The sequence below is a fragment of the Pseudomonas sp. Irchel s3b2 genome (genome assembly GCF_900187445.1).
Classification (GTDB): domain Bacteria; phylum Pseudomonadota; class Gammaproteobacteria; order Pseudomonadales; family Pseudomonadaceae; genus Aquipseudomonas.
In genome coordinates this window covers 562,371-576,968 of record NZ_FYEB01000002.1, presented here as the reverse complement: position 1 = coordinate 576,968, position 14,598 = coordinate 562,371, and the positions used below count along the sequence as shown (strand labels likewise).

At 59.8% G+C, this 14,598-nt stretch carries 13 protein-coding genes; 1 reads left to right on the top strand and 12 read right to left on the bottom strand.

Going from position 1 to position 14,598, the window contains the following annotated elements:
• Positions 1-48 precede the first annotated feature (48 nt).
• From CKW20_RS09455 to CKW20_RS09415, 9 genes are all read right to left on the bottom strand, one after another.
• Positions 49-867 (bottom strand): phosphoglycolate phosphatase, encoded by an 819-nt coding sequence (locus tag CKW20_RS09455; RefSeq protein ID WP_095052686.1) that lies wholly within the window; start codon positions 865-867, stop codon positions 49-51.
• On the bottom strand, positions 864-1,538 hold the full coding sequence (gene rpe, locus CKW20_RS09450) for a ribulose-phosphate 3-epimerase (protein WP_008008336.1): 675 nt from the start codon (positions 1,536-1,538) through the stop codon (positions 864-866). Before rpe ends, CKW20_RS09455 begins: the two co-directional genes overlap by 4 nt.
• 86 nt (positions 1,539-1,624) lie before the next feature.
• Positions 1,625-2,773, bottom strand: a complete 1,149-nt coding sequence (locus CKW20_RS09445; protein WP_095052685.1) for an iron-containing alcohol dehydrogenase — start codon at positions 2,771-2,773, stop codon at positions 1,625-1,627.
• Positions 2,774-2,923: 150 nt separating this feature from the next.
• Positions 2,924-3,748, bottom strand: coding sequence for an ABC transporter permease (locus CKW20_RS09440; RefSeq protein ID WP_095052684.1), 825 nt, complete (start codon positions 3,746-3,748; stop codon positions 2,924-2,926).
• A gap of 12 nt (positions 3,749-3,760) precedes the next feature.
• Entirely contained in the window at positions 3,761-5,008 is a 1,248-nt protein-coding gene (locus CKW20_RS09435; protein ID WP_095052683.1) for an ABC transporter permease, read from the bottom strand.
• 198 nt (positions 5,009-5,206) lie between these two features.
• Complete coding sequence (locus tag CKW20_RS09430) at positions 5,207-6,250, bottom strand: ABC transporter substrate-binding protein (RefSeq protein ID WP_095052682.1); 1,044 nt, start codon at positions 6,248-6,250, stop codon at positions 5,207-5,209.
• Positions 6,251-6,297: 47 nt separating this feature from the next.
• Positions 6,298-7,422, bottom strand: a complete 1,125-nt coding sequence (locus CKW20_RS09425; protein WP_095052681.1) for an ABC transporter ATP-binding protein — start codon at positions 7,420-7,422, stop codon at positions 6,298-6,300.
• Between the two features lie 337 nt (positions 7,423-7,759).
• Positions 7,760-8,401 carry a response regulator transcription factor gene (locus CKW20_RS09420; protein ID WP_176466873.1) on the bottom strand — a complete coding sequence of 214 codons (642 nt, stop codon included), beginning with the start codon at positions 8,399-8,401 and terminating at the stop codon, positions 7,760-7,762.
• Between the two features lie 56 nt (positions 8,402-8,457).
• The gene (locus CKW20_RS09415; protein ID WP_095052679.1) at positions 8,458-10,854 is read right to left on the bottom strand and encodes a PAS domain S-box protein; all 2,397 of its coding nucleotides are present in this window, start codon (positions 10,852-10,854) and stop codon (positions 8,458-8,460) included.
• A 73-nt stretch (positions 10,855-10,927) separates the two neighbouring features.
• On the opposite strand from CKW20_RS09415, the gene CKW20_RS09410 reads away from it, so the two are divergent.
• Positions 10,928-11,920, top strand: a complete 993-nt coding sequence (locus CKW20_RS09410; protein ID WP_095052678.1) for an alpha/beta hydrolase family protein — start codon at positions 10,928-10,930, stop codon at positions 11,918-11,920.
• 139 nt (positions 11,921-12,059) lie between these two features.
• On the opposite strand, the gene CKW20_RS09405 is transcribed toward CKW20_RS09410, so the two are convergent.
• From CKW20_RS09405 to CKW20_RS09395, 3 genes are read right to left on the bottom strand one after another with little or no spacing between them, the layout of a single operon-like run.
• Complete coding sequence (locus CKW20_RS09405) at positions 12,060-12,827, bottom strand: TerB family tellurite resistance protein (protein WP_095052677.1); 768 nt, start codon at positions 12,825-12,827, stop codon at positions 12,060-12,062.
• A gap of 1 nt (position 12,828) precedes the next feature.
• Positions 12,829-13,500, bottom strand: coding sequence for an N-acetylmuramate alpha-1-phosphate uridylyltransferase MurU (gene murU / locus CKW20_RS09400; protein WP_095052676.1), 672 nt, complete (start codon positions 13,498-13,500; stop codon positions 12,829-12,831).
• The gene (locus CKW20_RS09395) at positions 13,497-14,516 is read right to left on the bottom strand and encodes an aminoglycoside phosphotransferase family protein (RefSeq protein ID WP_095052675.1); all 1,020 of its coding nucleotides are present in this window, start codon (positions 14,514-14,516) and stop codon (positions 13,497-13,499) included. Before CKW20_RS09395 ends, murU begins: the two co-directional genes overlap by 4 nt.
• Positions 14,517-14,598: the final 82 nt, after the last annotated feature.

The window sequence follows — 14,598 nt, the reverse complement described above, 5'->3', positions numbered from 1 at the left end:
TCTAACGGTCAGGTGTGCAAACGCGCCGGTACGCCGGCCAGGAACAAGTCAGGCGCGCCAACGCCAGCGGGCCAGGGCCTTGATGACTTTCATCCAGAGTTTGCGAGTGACCACCACGATGGCGTTTCCAGGAGGGGATTGAACAGCGTCGGGCAACGTTATCTCAGCGGCCGGATCCAGGCAACCGGGAATTAGTTTGCGCAGATCATCGATCACCAGCGCCGGCGATTCTTCGGCAATCGGTCGACCGTGGTTATAACCGTAACTGAGGGCCACGCATTTGACCCCCGCCGCTTTCGCCGCCAGCACATCGCTGCGCGAATCGCCAACGAACAACGACTGCGACGCCGGAATGTTGGCCATTTTCATCACGAAAAACAGCGCGGCCGGGTCAGGTTTTTTCTTCGGCAAAGTGTCGCCACCGATGATCCATTTGAAGTAGCGGCCGATCTTCATCTGATCCAGCAGCGGCGCGACGAAGCGCTCCGGCTTGTTGGTGATTAGCGCCATTTCGACGCCTTGTTTACTCAGCCACTTGAGGGTGTCACGCACGCCGGGGTAAACCACCGTCAGCTCGTGACCATCCTCATAAAAGCCGTTGAACAATTCCAGGGCATGCTCGGCCTCGACCTCATCGACACCCTCGCCGTCGATGTGGTTGGCCAAAGCCCGGCGCACCAGCATGTGCACGCCGTTGCCAACCCACTCTCGCACCGGTTCGATACCGGCAGGTTGACGCCCGAGTTTGAGCAGCATGTTATCCACAGCCGCCGCGAGATCAGGGACCGAATCGACCAGCGTGCCATCCAGATCGAACATCACCAGCCGCGGCAGACGCCCGGGGAACAGCTGCTCAAAACCGCTCATGGGCGAGCCAGCGCCAGTTCGGAGCGCATTTTTTCAATCACTTCCTGGTAGTTCGGCGCATTAAAGATCGCCGAGCCGGCCACGAAGGTATCGGCGCCCGCAGCAGCGATTTCGCGAATGTTGTTCACGTTCACGCCACCGTCGATTTCCAGGCGAATGTCACGTCCGGAAGCATCGATCAGCGCGCGCGCTTCACGCAGCTTGTCCAGGGTGCCGGGAATGAACTTCTGCCCGCCAAAACCTGGGTTGACGCTCATCAGGAGGATCATGTCGACCTTATCCATCACGTACTTGAGCACGTCCAGCGGGGTCGCCGGGTTGAACACCAGGCCCGCCTTGCAGCCGCCTTCGCGGATCAATTGCAGGGAGCGGTCGACGTGCTGCGTGGCTTCCGGGTGGAAGGTAATGTAGGTCGCACCGGCCTCGATGAAGTCACCGACGATGCGGTCCACCGGGCTGACCATCAGGTGCGCGTCAATCGGCGCAGTTACGCCGTATTTGCGTAGCGCAGAGCACACCATCGGGCCGATAGTCAGGTTGGGTACGTAGTGGTTGTCCATGACATCGAAGTGCACGAAGTCGGCGCCGGCGGCCAGGACGTTGTCCACTTCCTCGCCCAGGCGGGCGAAATCGGCGGAGAGAATCGACGGAGCAATGACGAAGGGCTGCATGACGCACCTTTTCTGAGCAGAATCACGATGGCGCGCATTGTATACCTCATGCTTTGACGCGCGCACCGTGCTGCGATGATTGGGTACTAATAGGCCGCTCGGTAGATCTTCTCGATATCGACGGCGCTCAGCTTGCGCGGATTGTTGCGCATCAGGCGTTCGATGCCAGCGGCTTCCACGGCCATGGTCGGGATCGCGTCCTCGGGCACTCCGAAACTGCGCAGGCCCAATGGGATTTCCACCGCTGCGCACAGCTCGGTCATCGCCTCCACGGCTTTGTCCGCCGCTTCGTTGGCGCTCAGATGAGCGGTCTTCACCCCCATGGCCTCGGCAATATCCTGCATGCGCTCCACGCAAGCCATCTTGTTCCAGGTCATGACATACGGCAGCAGCAAGGCGTTGCTGACGCCATGGGCAATGTTGAAACGCCCACCCAGCGGATACGCCAACGCATGCACCGCGCCGACCCCGGCATTGCCGAACGCCATTCCGGCCATCAGGCTCGCGGTGGCCATGTCTTCGCGGGCTTGCAGATGGGATGGATTGGCGTAGGCCTTGGGCAGCGCCTTGGTAATCAGTTTGATCGCGCCAATGGCCAGGGCATCGGTGATTGGCGAAGCATTGAGCGACAGGTAGGACTCGATGGCATGCACCAGCGCATCGACGCCACTGGCGGCGGTGACACTGCGCGGGCAGGTCAGGGTCATTTGGGGGCTGACCAGTGCCACGTCCGGCAACAGGTAATCGCTGACTATGCCTTTCTTCAACTGCGCGACCTTGTCGGAGAGGATGGCCACGCTGGTCACTTCCGAACCGGTGCCGGCAGTGGTCGGGATCGCAATCAGCGGCGGGCCTTTGCGCGGTACCTGATCGATGCCGAACAAATCCTCCAGCGCGCCGTGGTAACCGGCATAGGCGGCAACGCTCTTGGCGATGTCGATGGCACTGCCACCACCGAGGCCGATCAGCCCGTCATGCCCGCCTTCGCGGTAAACCCGCATGCAATCTTCGACGATGGCGATTTCCGGATCCGGCAACACCCGGTCGAAAATCTCATAGCTGCGCTCGCCCAGTTGCGCCAGCGCCAGCTCCACCGTGCCGGACTTGAGCAATGCGGCGTCGGTGACGATCAGCGGATTGTCGATATCCAGACGCGTGAGTTCAGCCGCCAGTTGCTCGATGGCCCCTGCTCCGGTGATCAGTTTGTGAGCGATTTTGAAAGAGGAAAGACTCATGTGCGCAACCTCTTATAGATAGGGGAGCTGGGCACAATAGTAGCTGGGGATTGGGGGTTGCCTGCTATTCAGATCATAAATGACCGGAGACTCCCTGACGTTCCCACGCTCTGCGTGGGAACGATCAAACAGGTTGATCGAGGTATGGCTTCAGACCTGCGCGGTGCGCAGTTTTTCGCTGCGCCCGCGCAGCCATTCCAGGGTCAGCAACAGGATCACCGAGAACGCGATCAGCAGCGTCGCGGCAGCGGCAATCGTCGGGCTGAGGTTTTCGCGGATGCCGCTGAACATCTGCCGAGGCAAGGTCGCTTGTTCCGGACCGGCAAGGAACAGCGTCACTACTACTTCATCAAATGAGGTGGCAAAGGCAAACAGCGCACCGGAAATCACACCCGGCGCAATCAATGGCAATGTCACCCGACGAAACGCAGTCAGCGGCGAAGCCCCCAGGCTTGCAGCGGCCCGCACCAGGTTTTGGTTAAACCCCTGTAAGGTCGCCGACACCGTGATGATCACAAACGGCACACCCAATACGGCGTGCACGACGATCAGCGAGATATAGCTGTTGCCAAATCCCAATGGCGCGAAGGTCAGGTAACTGGCCACACCAATGATCACTACCGGCACCACCATCGGCGAAATCACCAGCGCCATCACCAGCGGTTTACCCGGAAAATCACCCCGAGTCAGGCCGATTGCCGCCAGCGTGCCGAAGATCATCGCCAACACGGTGGCCGCCGGGGCCACGATCATGCTGTTCTTCAACGAACGCATCCATTCGGCCGAGGCGAAGAAGTCCTGATACCAGTGCAGCGAGAAACCCTGCAGCGGGTACACCAGAAAACTGCCCGAATTGAACGACAGCGGAATGATCACCAGCACCGGCAGAATCAGGAACAACAGAATCAAGCCGCAGAGAATCCGCAAGCTGTAGAACCACACCCGTTCGATGGGCGACATATAAGGACTCAGCATTTCATTCTCCCCTTAGCTCAGGCGCAGGCGACTGGCGCCCACCAGCCAGCTGTAAATCAGATAAAGCACCACGGTCGCCAGCAGCAACAGCCCACCGAGTGCGGTCGCCATACCCCAGTTGATGCTGGTGTTGGTGTAGAAGGCGACGAAATAACTGACCATCTGATCGTTTGGACTGCCCAGCAACGCCGGGGTGATGTAGTAGCCGATGGCGAGGATGAACACCAACAGGCAACCGGCGCCGACACCGGCATAGGTTTGCGGAAAGTACACCCGCCAGAAACTGGCGAACGGGTGGCAGCCAAGGGAAATCGCTGCCCGCATGTAGGTCGGCGAGATGCCTTTCATCACGCTGTAGATCGGCAGAATCATGAACGGCAGCAGGATGTGCACCATCGAGATGTAGACCCCGGTGCGGTTGAACACCAGCTCCAGCGGCTTATCAATGACGCCCATGGCCATCAGGCCGCTGTTGATCAGGCCACCCGATTGCAGCAACACGATCCACGCGGCGACCCGCACCAGAATCGAGGTCCAGAACGGCAACAGCACCAGAATCATCAGCAGGTTGCTTTGCCGCGATGGCAGGTTCGCCAGCAGGTAGGCCAATGGATAGGCCAGCACCAGACAGATCACGGTGATGATCAAGCCCATCCAGAAGGTCCGGGCAAAGATGTCGAGGTAGATCGCCTGATCGGGGGTGGCCGGGGCCACTTCGCCGAGGTCGTCGATACGGTGATCGACGGCGGCCAGCAGGTAATAAGGTGTCACGTTACTGGTATTGCGGCGCACGACCTGCCAATAGGCCGGATCGCCCCAACGCTCGTCCAGCGCTTCCAGTGCTTCCTTATAAGAAGTCGGCTCAGTGGCGAACGGCAAGGCGCGTGCGGTTTTGGTCAGCAGGCTGCGGTAGCCGGCCAACTCCATGTTCAAGCGTTTGGACAAGTCGCCCAAGGTCTGATTCTTGCGGGCTTCTGCCAGGTCTTCGCTGGCGGCCTTGTACACAGGCTCTGCCGGGAGGCCGCGACCATCCCAACTGGCGATGGCCGCCACGGTGCGCGGCATAGCGCCGACCACTTCCGGGTTACCGACGCTTTTGTAGAGCAGCGCTACGATCGGCACCAGAAACACCAGCAACAGAAACAGCACCAATGGCGCGATCAAGGCTTGTGCTTTCCAGCGGTTGACCCGCTCGGCATGCTTGAGCCGCTGCTTCAGGGTGGGGTCGGTGCCCGCGTTCACGGGAACGGCGATAGCCATGGCGTACTCCGGAAATCTTTGGTCATTGCAAAGGTGGCAAACGCCACCTCGAACTTTTGGTGCTGATCGTTCCCACGCTCTGCGTGGGAACGCATCCAGTGACGCTCTGCATCACAGGGACGCGGAGCGTCCCGGGCGGCATTCCCACGCAGAGCATGGGAACGATCATCCGGTGAACCGTCGTCCCGTGTGACTTGCTTACTTCGCAGCCCAGGAGTTGAAGCGCTGTTCCAGTTGCTCGCCGTTATCAGCCCAGAAGCTGACGTCGATCTGCACCTGGTTGGCGATGTTTTCCGGGGTGGTCGGCATGTCTTTCAGGACATCCTTGGACAGCAAAGGCACGGCTTGGGTGTTGGCCGGGCCGTAAGCGATGTTTTCCGAGTAGGTCTTCTGCTGCTGCGGAGCCACCGAGAACGCGATGAATTTTTTCGCCGCTTCGGCACGGGTCTTATCCAGACCTTTCGGAATCGCCCACGCGTCGAAATCGTAGATACCGCCGTTCCACACCACTTTCAGGTTGCTTTCTTTCTGTACCGCCGCGATCCGCCCGTTGTAGGCCGAGCTCATGACCACGTCGCCGGAGGCGAGGTATTGCGGCGGTTGTGCGCCGGCTTCCCACCATTGGATGCTTGGTTTGAGCTCATCGAGTTTCTTGAACGCGCGATCCTGACCGTCTTTGCCGGCCAGCACTTTGTAGACGTCTTTGGGTGCAACACCATCGGCCATCAAGGCGAATTCCAGGGTGTACTTGGCGCCTTTACGCAGGCCGCGTTTGCCCGGGAATTTCTTGGTGTCCCAGAAATCCACCCAGCTGGTCGGAGCGGTTTTCAGTTTGTCGGCGTTGTAGGCCAGCACGGTCGACCACACGAAGAAGCCCACGCCGCACGGCTGGATAGCGCCTTTGACGTAGTCTTCGGTCTTGCCGAACAGCGCAGGATCGAGCTGCTCGAACATGTCTTCGTCGCAACCACGGGACAGCTCTGGCGATTCAACTTCCACCAGATCCCAGGACACGCTCTTGGTGTCGACCATGGCTTTGACCTTGGCCATCTCGCCGTTGTATTCGCCAGCGATGATTTTGCCGTTGCCTGCCGCTTCCCACGGTGCGTAGAAGGCTTTGACCTGCGCCGCCTTGTTCGCCCCGCCAAAGGACACCACGGTCAGGTCCGGGCCCGCCGCCATCGCGTGCGCCGCACCCATCATGCCCACGACCAGGGCGGTGAATTTCAGGGATCTCAACATTTATTGTTCTCCAACTGCAGGGTTAGTGTTGGTGAAGCAGGGGGCGATCAATGCGCCTCTAGAAGTGGGTCGAGCGCGCGAACGTGTTCGACCTGCCAGCCAAGCGGTACCACATCGCCGACGGCGAGCGCGGGATCGAGCTCGGCAATCGGTTGTTTCACAAAGAAGTCGGTCTTGCCGCAGACTTCCAGGCGAACCCGGACGTGGTCGCCCAGATAGATGAATTCCGCCACCCTCCCTGAGAAGCGGTTGACGCAGGACTCGCTCGAACCATTGAGGCTCACGCGCTCCGGGCGAATCGACAGCGTGACGGGTTCGCCGGTCTTGCCGACGTTAACCGCCAGGGCTTCAACCTTTTCACCGCGACCGAGCTCAACCACGCAGCGATCGCCGGTGTGACTGTGCAAGCGACCGTTGAGACGATTGTTCTCGCCGATGAAGTTGGCGACGAAGGTGTTTTTCGGTTCTTCATAGAGGGAGCGCGGCGGGGCGATCTGCTGAATCTCACCCTGGTGGAACACCGCCACACGATCGGACATGGTCAGGGCTTCGCCCTGGTCGTGGGTCACGTAGACCACAGTCACGCCGAGGCGCTGGTGCAGGTGTTTGATTTCCATCTGCATGTGTTCACGCAGTTGTTTATCCAGTGCGCCGAGGGGTTCGTCCATCAGCACCAGCTGCGGTTCGAACACCAACGCACGGGCCAGGGCCACACGCTGCTGCTGACCGCCGGACAGTTGCGCCGGATAGCGCTGGGCGAAGGCGTCGAGCTGAACCATGCTCAAAACACGTTTGACCCGGTCACCGACATCGCTCTTGTTCAAACCACGCACGGTCAGCGGGAACGCCAGGTTCTCGGCCACGGTCATGTGCGGAAACAACGCATAGTTCTGGAACACCATGCCGATATCGCGCTTATGCGGCGGCACATTGTTGATGGAGCGCCCAGCCAGTTGAATCTCCCCGGCGGTCGGCGTTTCGAAACCGGCGAGCATCATAAGACTGGTGGTCTTGCCGGAGCCGGACGGCCCGAGCAAGGTGAGGAATTCGCCTTTGCGAATATCCAGGTTGAGGTCTTTGACGATCAGGTTCTCGCCGTCGTAGCTCTTTTGCACTCCACGAAAGCTGACCAGAACATCGCTGGCCCCTGCGCTTGAATCAACCTGGCTCATACCCACACCTTTGTTATTGATGACTGCTGTGGACTAAGCCTAGTGGACGCTGGGAGCCGCGCAAATCGGGGCGCAGGAGAGAATCGCCTCAGCCGGATGGAAGGTTGCGGGTAGGGATTGCCCTACAAGGATGGCGGGGATGGATATGTCGAATCAGGATAGCGACAGGCGGTGAGCTGCAAGCCGCAAGAACAGGCAAAAGTGGCTTTGTGAGCATGTCGCAAATGGACATGCCGACATGGCCCTCTGTAGGAGCGAGGCTTGCCCGAGAAGGCGATCTCACTGGCGCTAAAAGCTTCGCGGGCAAGCCTCGCTCCTACAGGGATCGCGTAAAGATTCAGAGGAGTTTGTGCTCCATGGCGTACTTCACCAGTTCGGCCAGGGAGGTGATGTTGAGTTTTTGCATCAGCCGCGCCTTGTGGGTACTGATGGTTTTGCTGCTCAGGGCCAGTTGCTGGGCGATGTCGTTGACGTTGGCGCCCTGAGCCAGGCGTTCGAACACCGAGAACTCACGCTCCGACAGCAACGAGTGCAGCGGCCGTGAATCAGTCAGGCCGACTTCGAAAACCATGCGGTCGGCCAAGTCCGGGTCGATGTATCGCCCGCCCGCCGCGACTTTGCGGATTGCCGTCAGCAGCAATGCCGGATCGCTATCCTTGGTCGCATAGCCTGCGGCGCCGACCTTTAACGCCCGTGCGGCCATTTGCGCTTCGTCGTGCATCGACAACACCAGAATCGCCGGCGGGTTGTTCAGCGCGCGAATCCGCGGAATCGCTTCCAGACCGTTGACCCCGGGCATGGAGATATCCAGCAACACCACTTCGCACGGAACATGGCGCAAGGTGTCGAGTAACTGCTCGCCATTGCTCGCCTCCCCTACCACCAGCAAGTCCTTGGCCAGGCCGATCAATTGCTTGATGCCTTCGCGAACGATGGTGTGGTCTTCGGCTACCAGTACACGGATCACGTTCTTCTCCATTCTTGTTATGTCAGAGCCAAGATCTATCGCGGGCAAGTCCAAACAACTTAAAACCATCAGGCCTCATCCAACGGCACTCGCACACTCAGGGTCGTCCCCTCCCCCGGCTCACTCTCAAGTGACAACTGCCCACCCATGATCAGCACCCGCTCACGCATGCCGACCACACCAAAGGATGTCGGCCTGCCAGGGGCGGCGATAAATCCTACGCCATCATCGCTGACAGTCAGACAAAGTTCATCGCCCTCAAGGGCCAGCGTCAGTTCAACAGTATGCGCCTGGGCGTGGCGCATGACATTGGTCAGCGCTTCCTGAAGGATCCGGAACAGCCCGATGGCCTTGGCATCGCTGAGCACCGGCAAGTTATCCGGCACCTGCACCAGGCATGGAATCTGCGTGCGCGCCTCGAACCGCCGCGCCTGCCATTCGATGGCCGAGGCGATCCCGGCATCGAGAATCGGCGGCCGTAGCGCCGTGGCCACATCGCGCACCAGTTGAAACAGCTGAGCGATCAAACGCTTCATGCTATTCAAGCGCTCATGCAGACCTGGGTCGAGCTGGGCGTAGGCCAGTTCGCACATGGATGTTTCCAGCTTCAGCACAGTCAACATCTGACCCAACTCGTCGTGAACTTCCCGGGCAATCCGGGCCTTTTCCTCTTCCCGCACGCTCTCCAGGTGCGCGGACAACTCACGCAATTGCTCGCGGGAGCTGGCCAGCTCCAGTTCGATGCGTTTGCTCTCGGTGATGTCCCAGACAATCCCGTCCCAGACATAGGTGCCGTCTTCAAGTCGGCGGGTGATGGCCTTGATCTCAGCCCAGCGTTGTTCGCCCTGACGGGTCAGAATCCTCCCCTGCCACGACCAGTCACTGTCGGTATCCAGTGCATGATCCTGAGTCTGGTGATAACTGGCCCTGTCATCCGGATGCACCAGACTGCGCAAGCCTTTGTCCCGATGGGCCAGAGTCGCGGGCGAGTAACCCACCAGACTCTCGCTGCCTTCACTGATGTAGGCAAAGTCGATCTGCCCGGTCACCGGCGCACGCTCCAGACGAAAAACCAGTCCGGGGACGTTGGCGGCGATCCCTTGCAGCCGCGCTTCGCTTTCCTGCAACGCAGCCAGGGCGCGACGACGTTCGGTGACATCATTGAGGTAAACCACCAGGTATTCGCCATCGCGAAAACGCAAGAAGCTCAATGAAACATCCGCTGGCAGAATACTGCCATCCGCTCGCACGCAATTGGTTTCGAAACTTTGCGGCCTTTCTTCACTGGCCCGAGCGCGTTTCCACAGGCTCAGCCAACGGTCCATGTGCAAACCGGGTTCGAAGTCGATCAAGGGCCGATCAATGATTCCGCCCGCCGGGTAGCCGAGCATGGTTTCGGCCGCGCGGTTGGCGTAGCGCACATGGCTGTCCCAGTTGACCCAGAGGATGCCGACGGTGCTCTGATCGATGGAAAATTGCGTGAGGCGCAAGGCCTCTTCGCTGGCCTCACGCAGGGCAATGTCTTCGCGCGCCGCCAGCAATCGTTGCTCCAGACTGTGTTGCTGACGACGCTGCCAGAACAAAATGGCCATGCTGCTCAGCAGCAACAGCACCAAGAGCAGGCTTAGGTTTTGCCAGAAACCCGGCGACTCGGACAGCCGCGGATACTTGGGTTGCAGCCATTGATTGTGCAGTTGCTCCAGGTCCTTGGCCGGGATCGCTCGCAGCGCGCTTTCGACGATGCCAGCCAATTCCGGCCAGTCTCGACGCGTGGCCACTCGCAGCAGTTGCGGGAAACCGATGTCGCCCACCACGACCAATCCGGAGAACTCGGGCTCGGCAGACAGACGCCCGAACTGCGCTTCATCGACCACGGCGTAACCGGCCTGCTGACTCAACAACAGTTGCAGCGCCTGGCGTTCCAGAGGCACGCCTTGCAGGTTCAGATGGGGATAGTTGCTGCGCAAATAATCGGCAGTGGCGCTGGGCATGCGCACCGCAACGCGAGTCTGGCTATCGAGTTTTTCCAGCTCCACGGCACCGGTGCGCTTCTGGTCGCTGACCACCAATTGCGGCACCCGCATATACGGGTCGGAAAACTGCCAGAGCCGCAAAGCCGCAGGTGTTTGCGTCAGCCCCGGCGCGATATCGATATCGCCTTCACGCGCGGCAGCTTCCAGTTGCGCAAGATCAGGATAATTACGCCAGCTCAGCTCGATCTTGAGCGCCTTGGCCAGCCACTTCATCAGCTCGACGTTAACCCCGGACAAGCGCTGCAAGCGGCGATCGTATTGCGCATAGGGCGTTTGCAGCACCACCCCGACCCGCAACTCGCCATGCTGCGCCAGCCATTGCTGCTGCGCTGGCGACAAGTGCACGATATGCGCCGGTGGCGCGGGCGCCGCCCAGCCCATCAAGGGAAACCACAACCAGCCGATAACCCACAGGCAGCGAAAATGCATCATCGAAGTCTCACACACTGACAAATACTGACCAACCCATTAGGCTGCCGGAATAACTTCTGGCCTGGAATATCCGATGCCCCCTGTCTACCGCCTGGCACTGCCAGCATTGTGCCTGTCGTTGATCCTGCCTTGCGCGTTTTCCGTCGAGGCGGCCGACCCGGCACCTGCCAGTGCGGAAAAACCCGCAGAAGAAAAACCGGTCGAACGTCAGCCGCTGCTTGAGCGTAGTCAGGAAGAAGCGGCAGCACTTGTGCGAAAAATCCCTGCACAGGAACAGCAACAACTGCAAGCCGGCACCGACAGCTTTCTCGCCTTGTGGAAACCGGCCAATACCGCCGAACCCAAAGGCGCGGTGATCATCATCCCGGGCGCCGGCGAAACCGCTGACTGGCCGCAAGCGATCAGCCCATTGCGCCACAAATTGCCAGACGCCGAATGGAGCAGCCTGAGTATCACCTTGCCGGACCTGCAAAGCGAAGCCATTGCGCCACGGATCGTCGAAGTGGCGCCAGTGCCCAAAGCGCCTGATGCCGGTAGCAAAGACTCAACCACCGCGACGCCCATCGAACAGGCGGCCGGCGGCGAAGCGGAAGTGACGGACAAGGCGATCGCCGAAACCACCGAAGAACAGGCCAAAGCCGATGCGGAACGAATCTTCGCCCGCATCGACGCCGCCATCGCCTACGCCGAACTGCAAAGCGCTCGCAACATCGTCGTGCTGGGTCATGGTACCGGCGCTTACTGGGCCGCGCGTTATCTGAGTGAGAAGCAGCCATCGCAAGTCGAGAAGCTCGTGATGGTCGCCGCCCAGACGCCCGTTACGGCGAAGCCCGAACTGGCCGAACTGACGCCGACAATCAAGCTGCCTACTGTCGACATTTTTTATATGGATAAGCCGCTGGATCGCAACGCGGCGCTGGAACGCTTACAGGCCAGCAAACGCTTGAAAACTTCGGGGTTCAGTCAGGTTTCGCTCAAGGCGCTGCCGGGGAATGCCAAGGCGGAGCAAGAGCAGTTGGTCCGTCGGGTGCGGGGTTGGTTGAATCCTCAACCAGCGGCGGACTGATAGACCGGGTTGGACCATTCGCGGGCAAGCCTCGCTCCTACAGGTTTTATGAACGCCGCATATTTGGGCATGACACGAAACCTGTAGGAGCGAGGCTCGCCCGCGAAGACGGAATCACTGGCGATACAACTCAGCCCTGCTAACGAAAATCCCGTCGCTCACGAATCAACGAATAGGCATTGTGCAATTCACGGGTCTTGTCCGTGGCCTCGCGAACCTGCAACGCCGTCGCACCGCTGCCGGCAATCTTGTCCGGGTGGTGGCGACTGAGCAAGCGTCGATAGGCGCGTTTGATTTGCGCCGGCTCACTGGTCGCCGACACTCCCAATAGTCGCAAGGCGTCTTGATAAGTTACGGCGCTGTTGACCAGCGGGCGCTTCTGCGGTTCGTAGTCGCTCGCCAGAGCCTGTACCTGTTGCCGCGTCCACCCTAACCATTTGCCCCATTGGGTAATCAGCTCGCGCTCACTGCGACCGGCGCGGCCGTCGGCCCAGACCATCCGCCAACAGGCACGCAACACACCTTCCGCCGCATGGGGTTGAGCACTCAGGCGTCGCAGATAACCGCGCAACCGGTCATTTCCTGACTTACCGCGATTGAACGCCGCAATCGCCCGACGTTGCGCCGATTCAGTCATCTCCAGCGAGCGCATTTCCTGCCGCGCCTGCTGGATGTGGCCATCCACAACCCGTCCATCGCTCTTGGCCAATCGGCCCAGCAATACGAACAGCAGTTCATCGTTGCGCAGCACCGAACGACCACCGAACTTTTCCCATAAATGCGCCCAGCTTTGCAGGTGCAAGCGCCGGTCCAGCGCCTGTCCTAACAAAGCGCCGAGCATGGCCCCCGGAATGCTGGCTATGGCAAAGCCCGCTCCGGCTCCAATCAGAGTCCCTGGCCACAACATGTCAGCGTCTCGCTTCTATCAAAGTTTCTACTTCAGCCAGGCGCTCATGAGTACCGACATCCACCCACTGCCCATTCAGGCGTTCGCCGGTCACTAGTCCATCGACCATGGCTTTGCGCAGCAGCGGCGCAAGCTTGAAGGCACCGGCCGAGCAACCGTCGAACAGCTGTGGGTGCAGCACAGCGATGCCGCTGTAGGTCAGGGTTGATGTATCCGGCCGGCCGTCCTGCACATGGCCATCGACCAACGTGAAATCTCCACTCGGGTGATGCGCCGGGTTGTCCGCCAATACTAGATGAGCGAGCCCGACGATGGGCTGATGCAACACGCTGAAGTCGTAGTCGGTCCAGATGTCTCCGTTGACCACCACAAAAGCCTCGTCCCCCAGCAACGGCAACGCGCGGAAAATTCCACCACCGGTTTCCAGCGGCTCACCTTCCGCCGAATACTGAATGCTCACGCCATACCGCGAACCATCGCCCAGAAAATCTTCGATCTGCTGACCGAGCCAGGCATGGTTGATCACAATCTCGGTGAACCCTGCAGCCGCCAAGGCGCGCAGGTGATATTCGATCAGGGGCACTCCGCCGGCGCGAACCAGCGGTTTTGGCGTGGTCAGGGTCAACGGACGCATGCGCTCGCCTTTACCCGCCGCCAGAATCATTGCCTTCATTCATTCGCTCCAGCACGCAGACTGGCCAGCAATTCACCCAGCTCCGCCAATTCAGGGCGACGGGCGATGACCGCGTCTATATAAGCAAAGAAGCGTGGCACATCGCCGAGGTAGCGTGGCTTGCCATCGCGATGGCAGATGCGGGTGAAAATGCCGATGACTTTCAGGTGTCGCTGCACGCCCATCAGGTCGCTGGCACGCAGGAAATCTTCAAAGTCTGGTTGAACCGGAATGTCGAGCGCGCCGGCTTGCTGCCAGTAATCCTCCAGCCAGCCACGCACGCGCTCTTCAGGCCAACTGAGGAATGCGTCCTTGAACAGGCAGGTCACGTCGTAGGTCACAGGGCCGTAGACCGCGTCCTGGAAATCCAGCACACCGGGATTCGGCTCGCTGAGCATCAGGTTGCGCGGCATGTAGTCGCGATGCACCAGGACTTTGGGCTGGGCCAAAGCGCTGTCGATCAGCAGATCGCTGACCTGCTGCCACAGCGTTTGCTGCGCCGAGTCGAATTCGATGCCCAGTTCGCGCTTCACGTACCATTCGGGGAACAGTTCCAGCTCGCGACGCAGCAGTGCCACGTCATAACTCGGCAGTGGTGCCACCATCGGCAACTGTTGGAAAGCCAACAACGCTTGCAGGGCATCCTTGAACAAATCGTCAGCGTTTTCGCTGTCGATCACGTCCAGGTAAGTCTTGTTACCCAGGTCATTGAGCAAAAGAAAACCACGCTCGAGGTCTTCGGCATAAATTTTCGGCACGTTTATTCCGGATTTCGCCAGCAGAAACGCAATATCCACGAAGGGTTTGCAGTTTTCCTGGGGTGGTGGCGCGTCCATTACGACGAAGCTTCGGCCTGCGCCTTCCCAGCGAAAATAACGTCGAAAACTCGCGTCGCTACTGGCCGCGGTCAACGTGGCCGGGGGCACGGAGCCCCAGCCTTGTTCAGCAAAGAGGATAGCCAACTGTTCATCGAGCCAAACTTTCAGGTGTTGCAAGCGTACATCTTGATCAGGCATTGCAAGGGTCTCCGACGGCGCTAGCCGTCAAGCGGGTCATGCTTTATTATCCGACATCTTTTTCAGACCATCGAGAGGCGTG

Coding starts and splice junctions, on each gene's coding strand:
- CKW20_RS09420 (WP_176466873.1), bottom strand. CDS start 8,401: ATGGAGAAGAACGTGATCCGTGTACTGGTAGCCGAAGACCACACCATC.
- rpe (WP_008008336.1), bottom strand. CDS start 1,538: ATGCAGCCCTTCGTCATTGCTCCGTCGATTCTCTCCGCCGATTTCGCC.
- CKW20_RS09425 (WP_095052681.1), bottom strand. CDS start 7,422: ATGAGCCAGGTTGATTCAAGCGCAGGGGCCAGCGATGTTCTGGTCAGC.
- CKW20_RS09430 (WP_095052682.1), bottom strand. CDS start 6,250: ATGTTGAGATCCCTGAAATTCACCGCCCTGGTCGTGGGCATGATGGGT.
- CKW20_RS09415 (WP_095052679.1), bottom strand. CDS start 10,854: ATGATGCATTTTCGCTGCCTGTGGGTTATCGGCTGGTTGTGGTTTCCC.
- CKW20_RS09410 (WP_095052678.1), top strand. CDS start 10,928: ATGCCCCCTGTCTACCGCCTGGCACTGCCAGCATTGTGCCTGTCGTTG.
- CKW20_RS09440 (WP_095052684.1), bottom strand. CDS start 3,748: ATGCTGAGTCCTTATATGTCGCCCATCGAACGGGTGTGGTTCTACAGC.
- CKW20_RS09455 (WP_095052686.1), bottom strand. CDS start 867: ATGAGCGGTTTTGAGCAGCTGTTCCCCGGGCGTCTGCCGCGGCTGGTG.
- CKW20_RS09445 (WP_095052685.1), bottom strand. CDS start 2,773: ATGAGTCTTTCCTCTTTCAAAATCGCTCACAAACTGATCACCGGAGCA.
- murU (WP_095052676.1), bottom strand. CDS start 13,500: ATGAAGGCAATGATTCTGGCGGCGGGTAAAGGCGAGCGCATGCGTCCG.
- CKW20_RS09435 (WP_095052683.1), bottom strand. CDS start 5,008: ATGGCTATCGCCGTTCCCGTGAACGCGGGCACCGACCCCACCCTGAAG.
- CKW20_RS09395 (WP_095052675.1), bottom strand. CDS start 14,516: ATGCCTGATCAAGATGTACGCTTGCAACACCTGAAAGTTTGGCTCGAT.
- CKW20_RS09405 (WP_095052677.1), bottom strand. CDS start 12,827: ATGTTGTGGCCAGGGACTCTGATTGGAGCCGGAGCGGGCTTTGCCATA.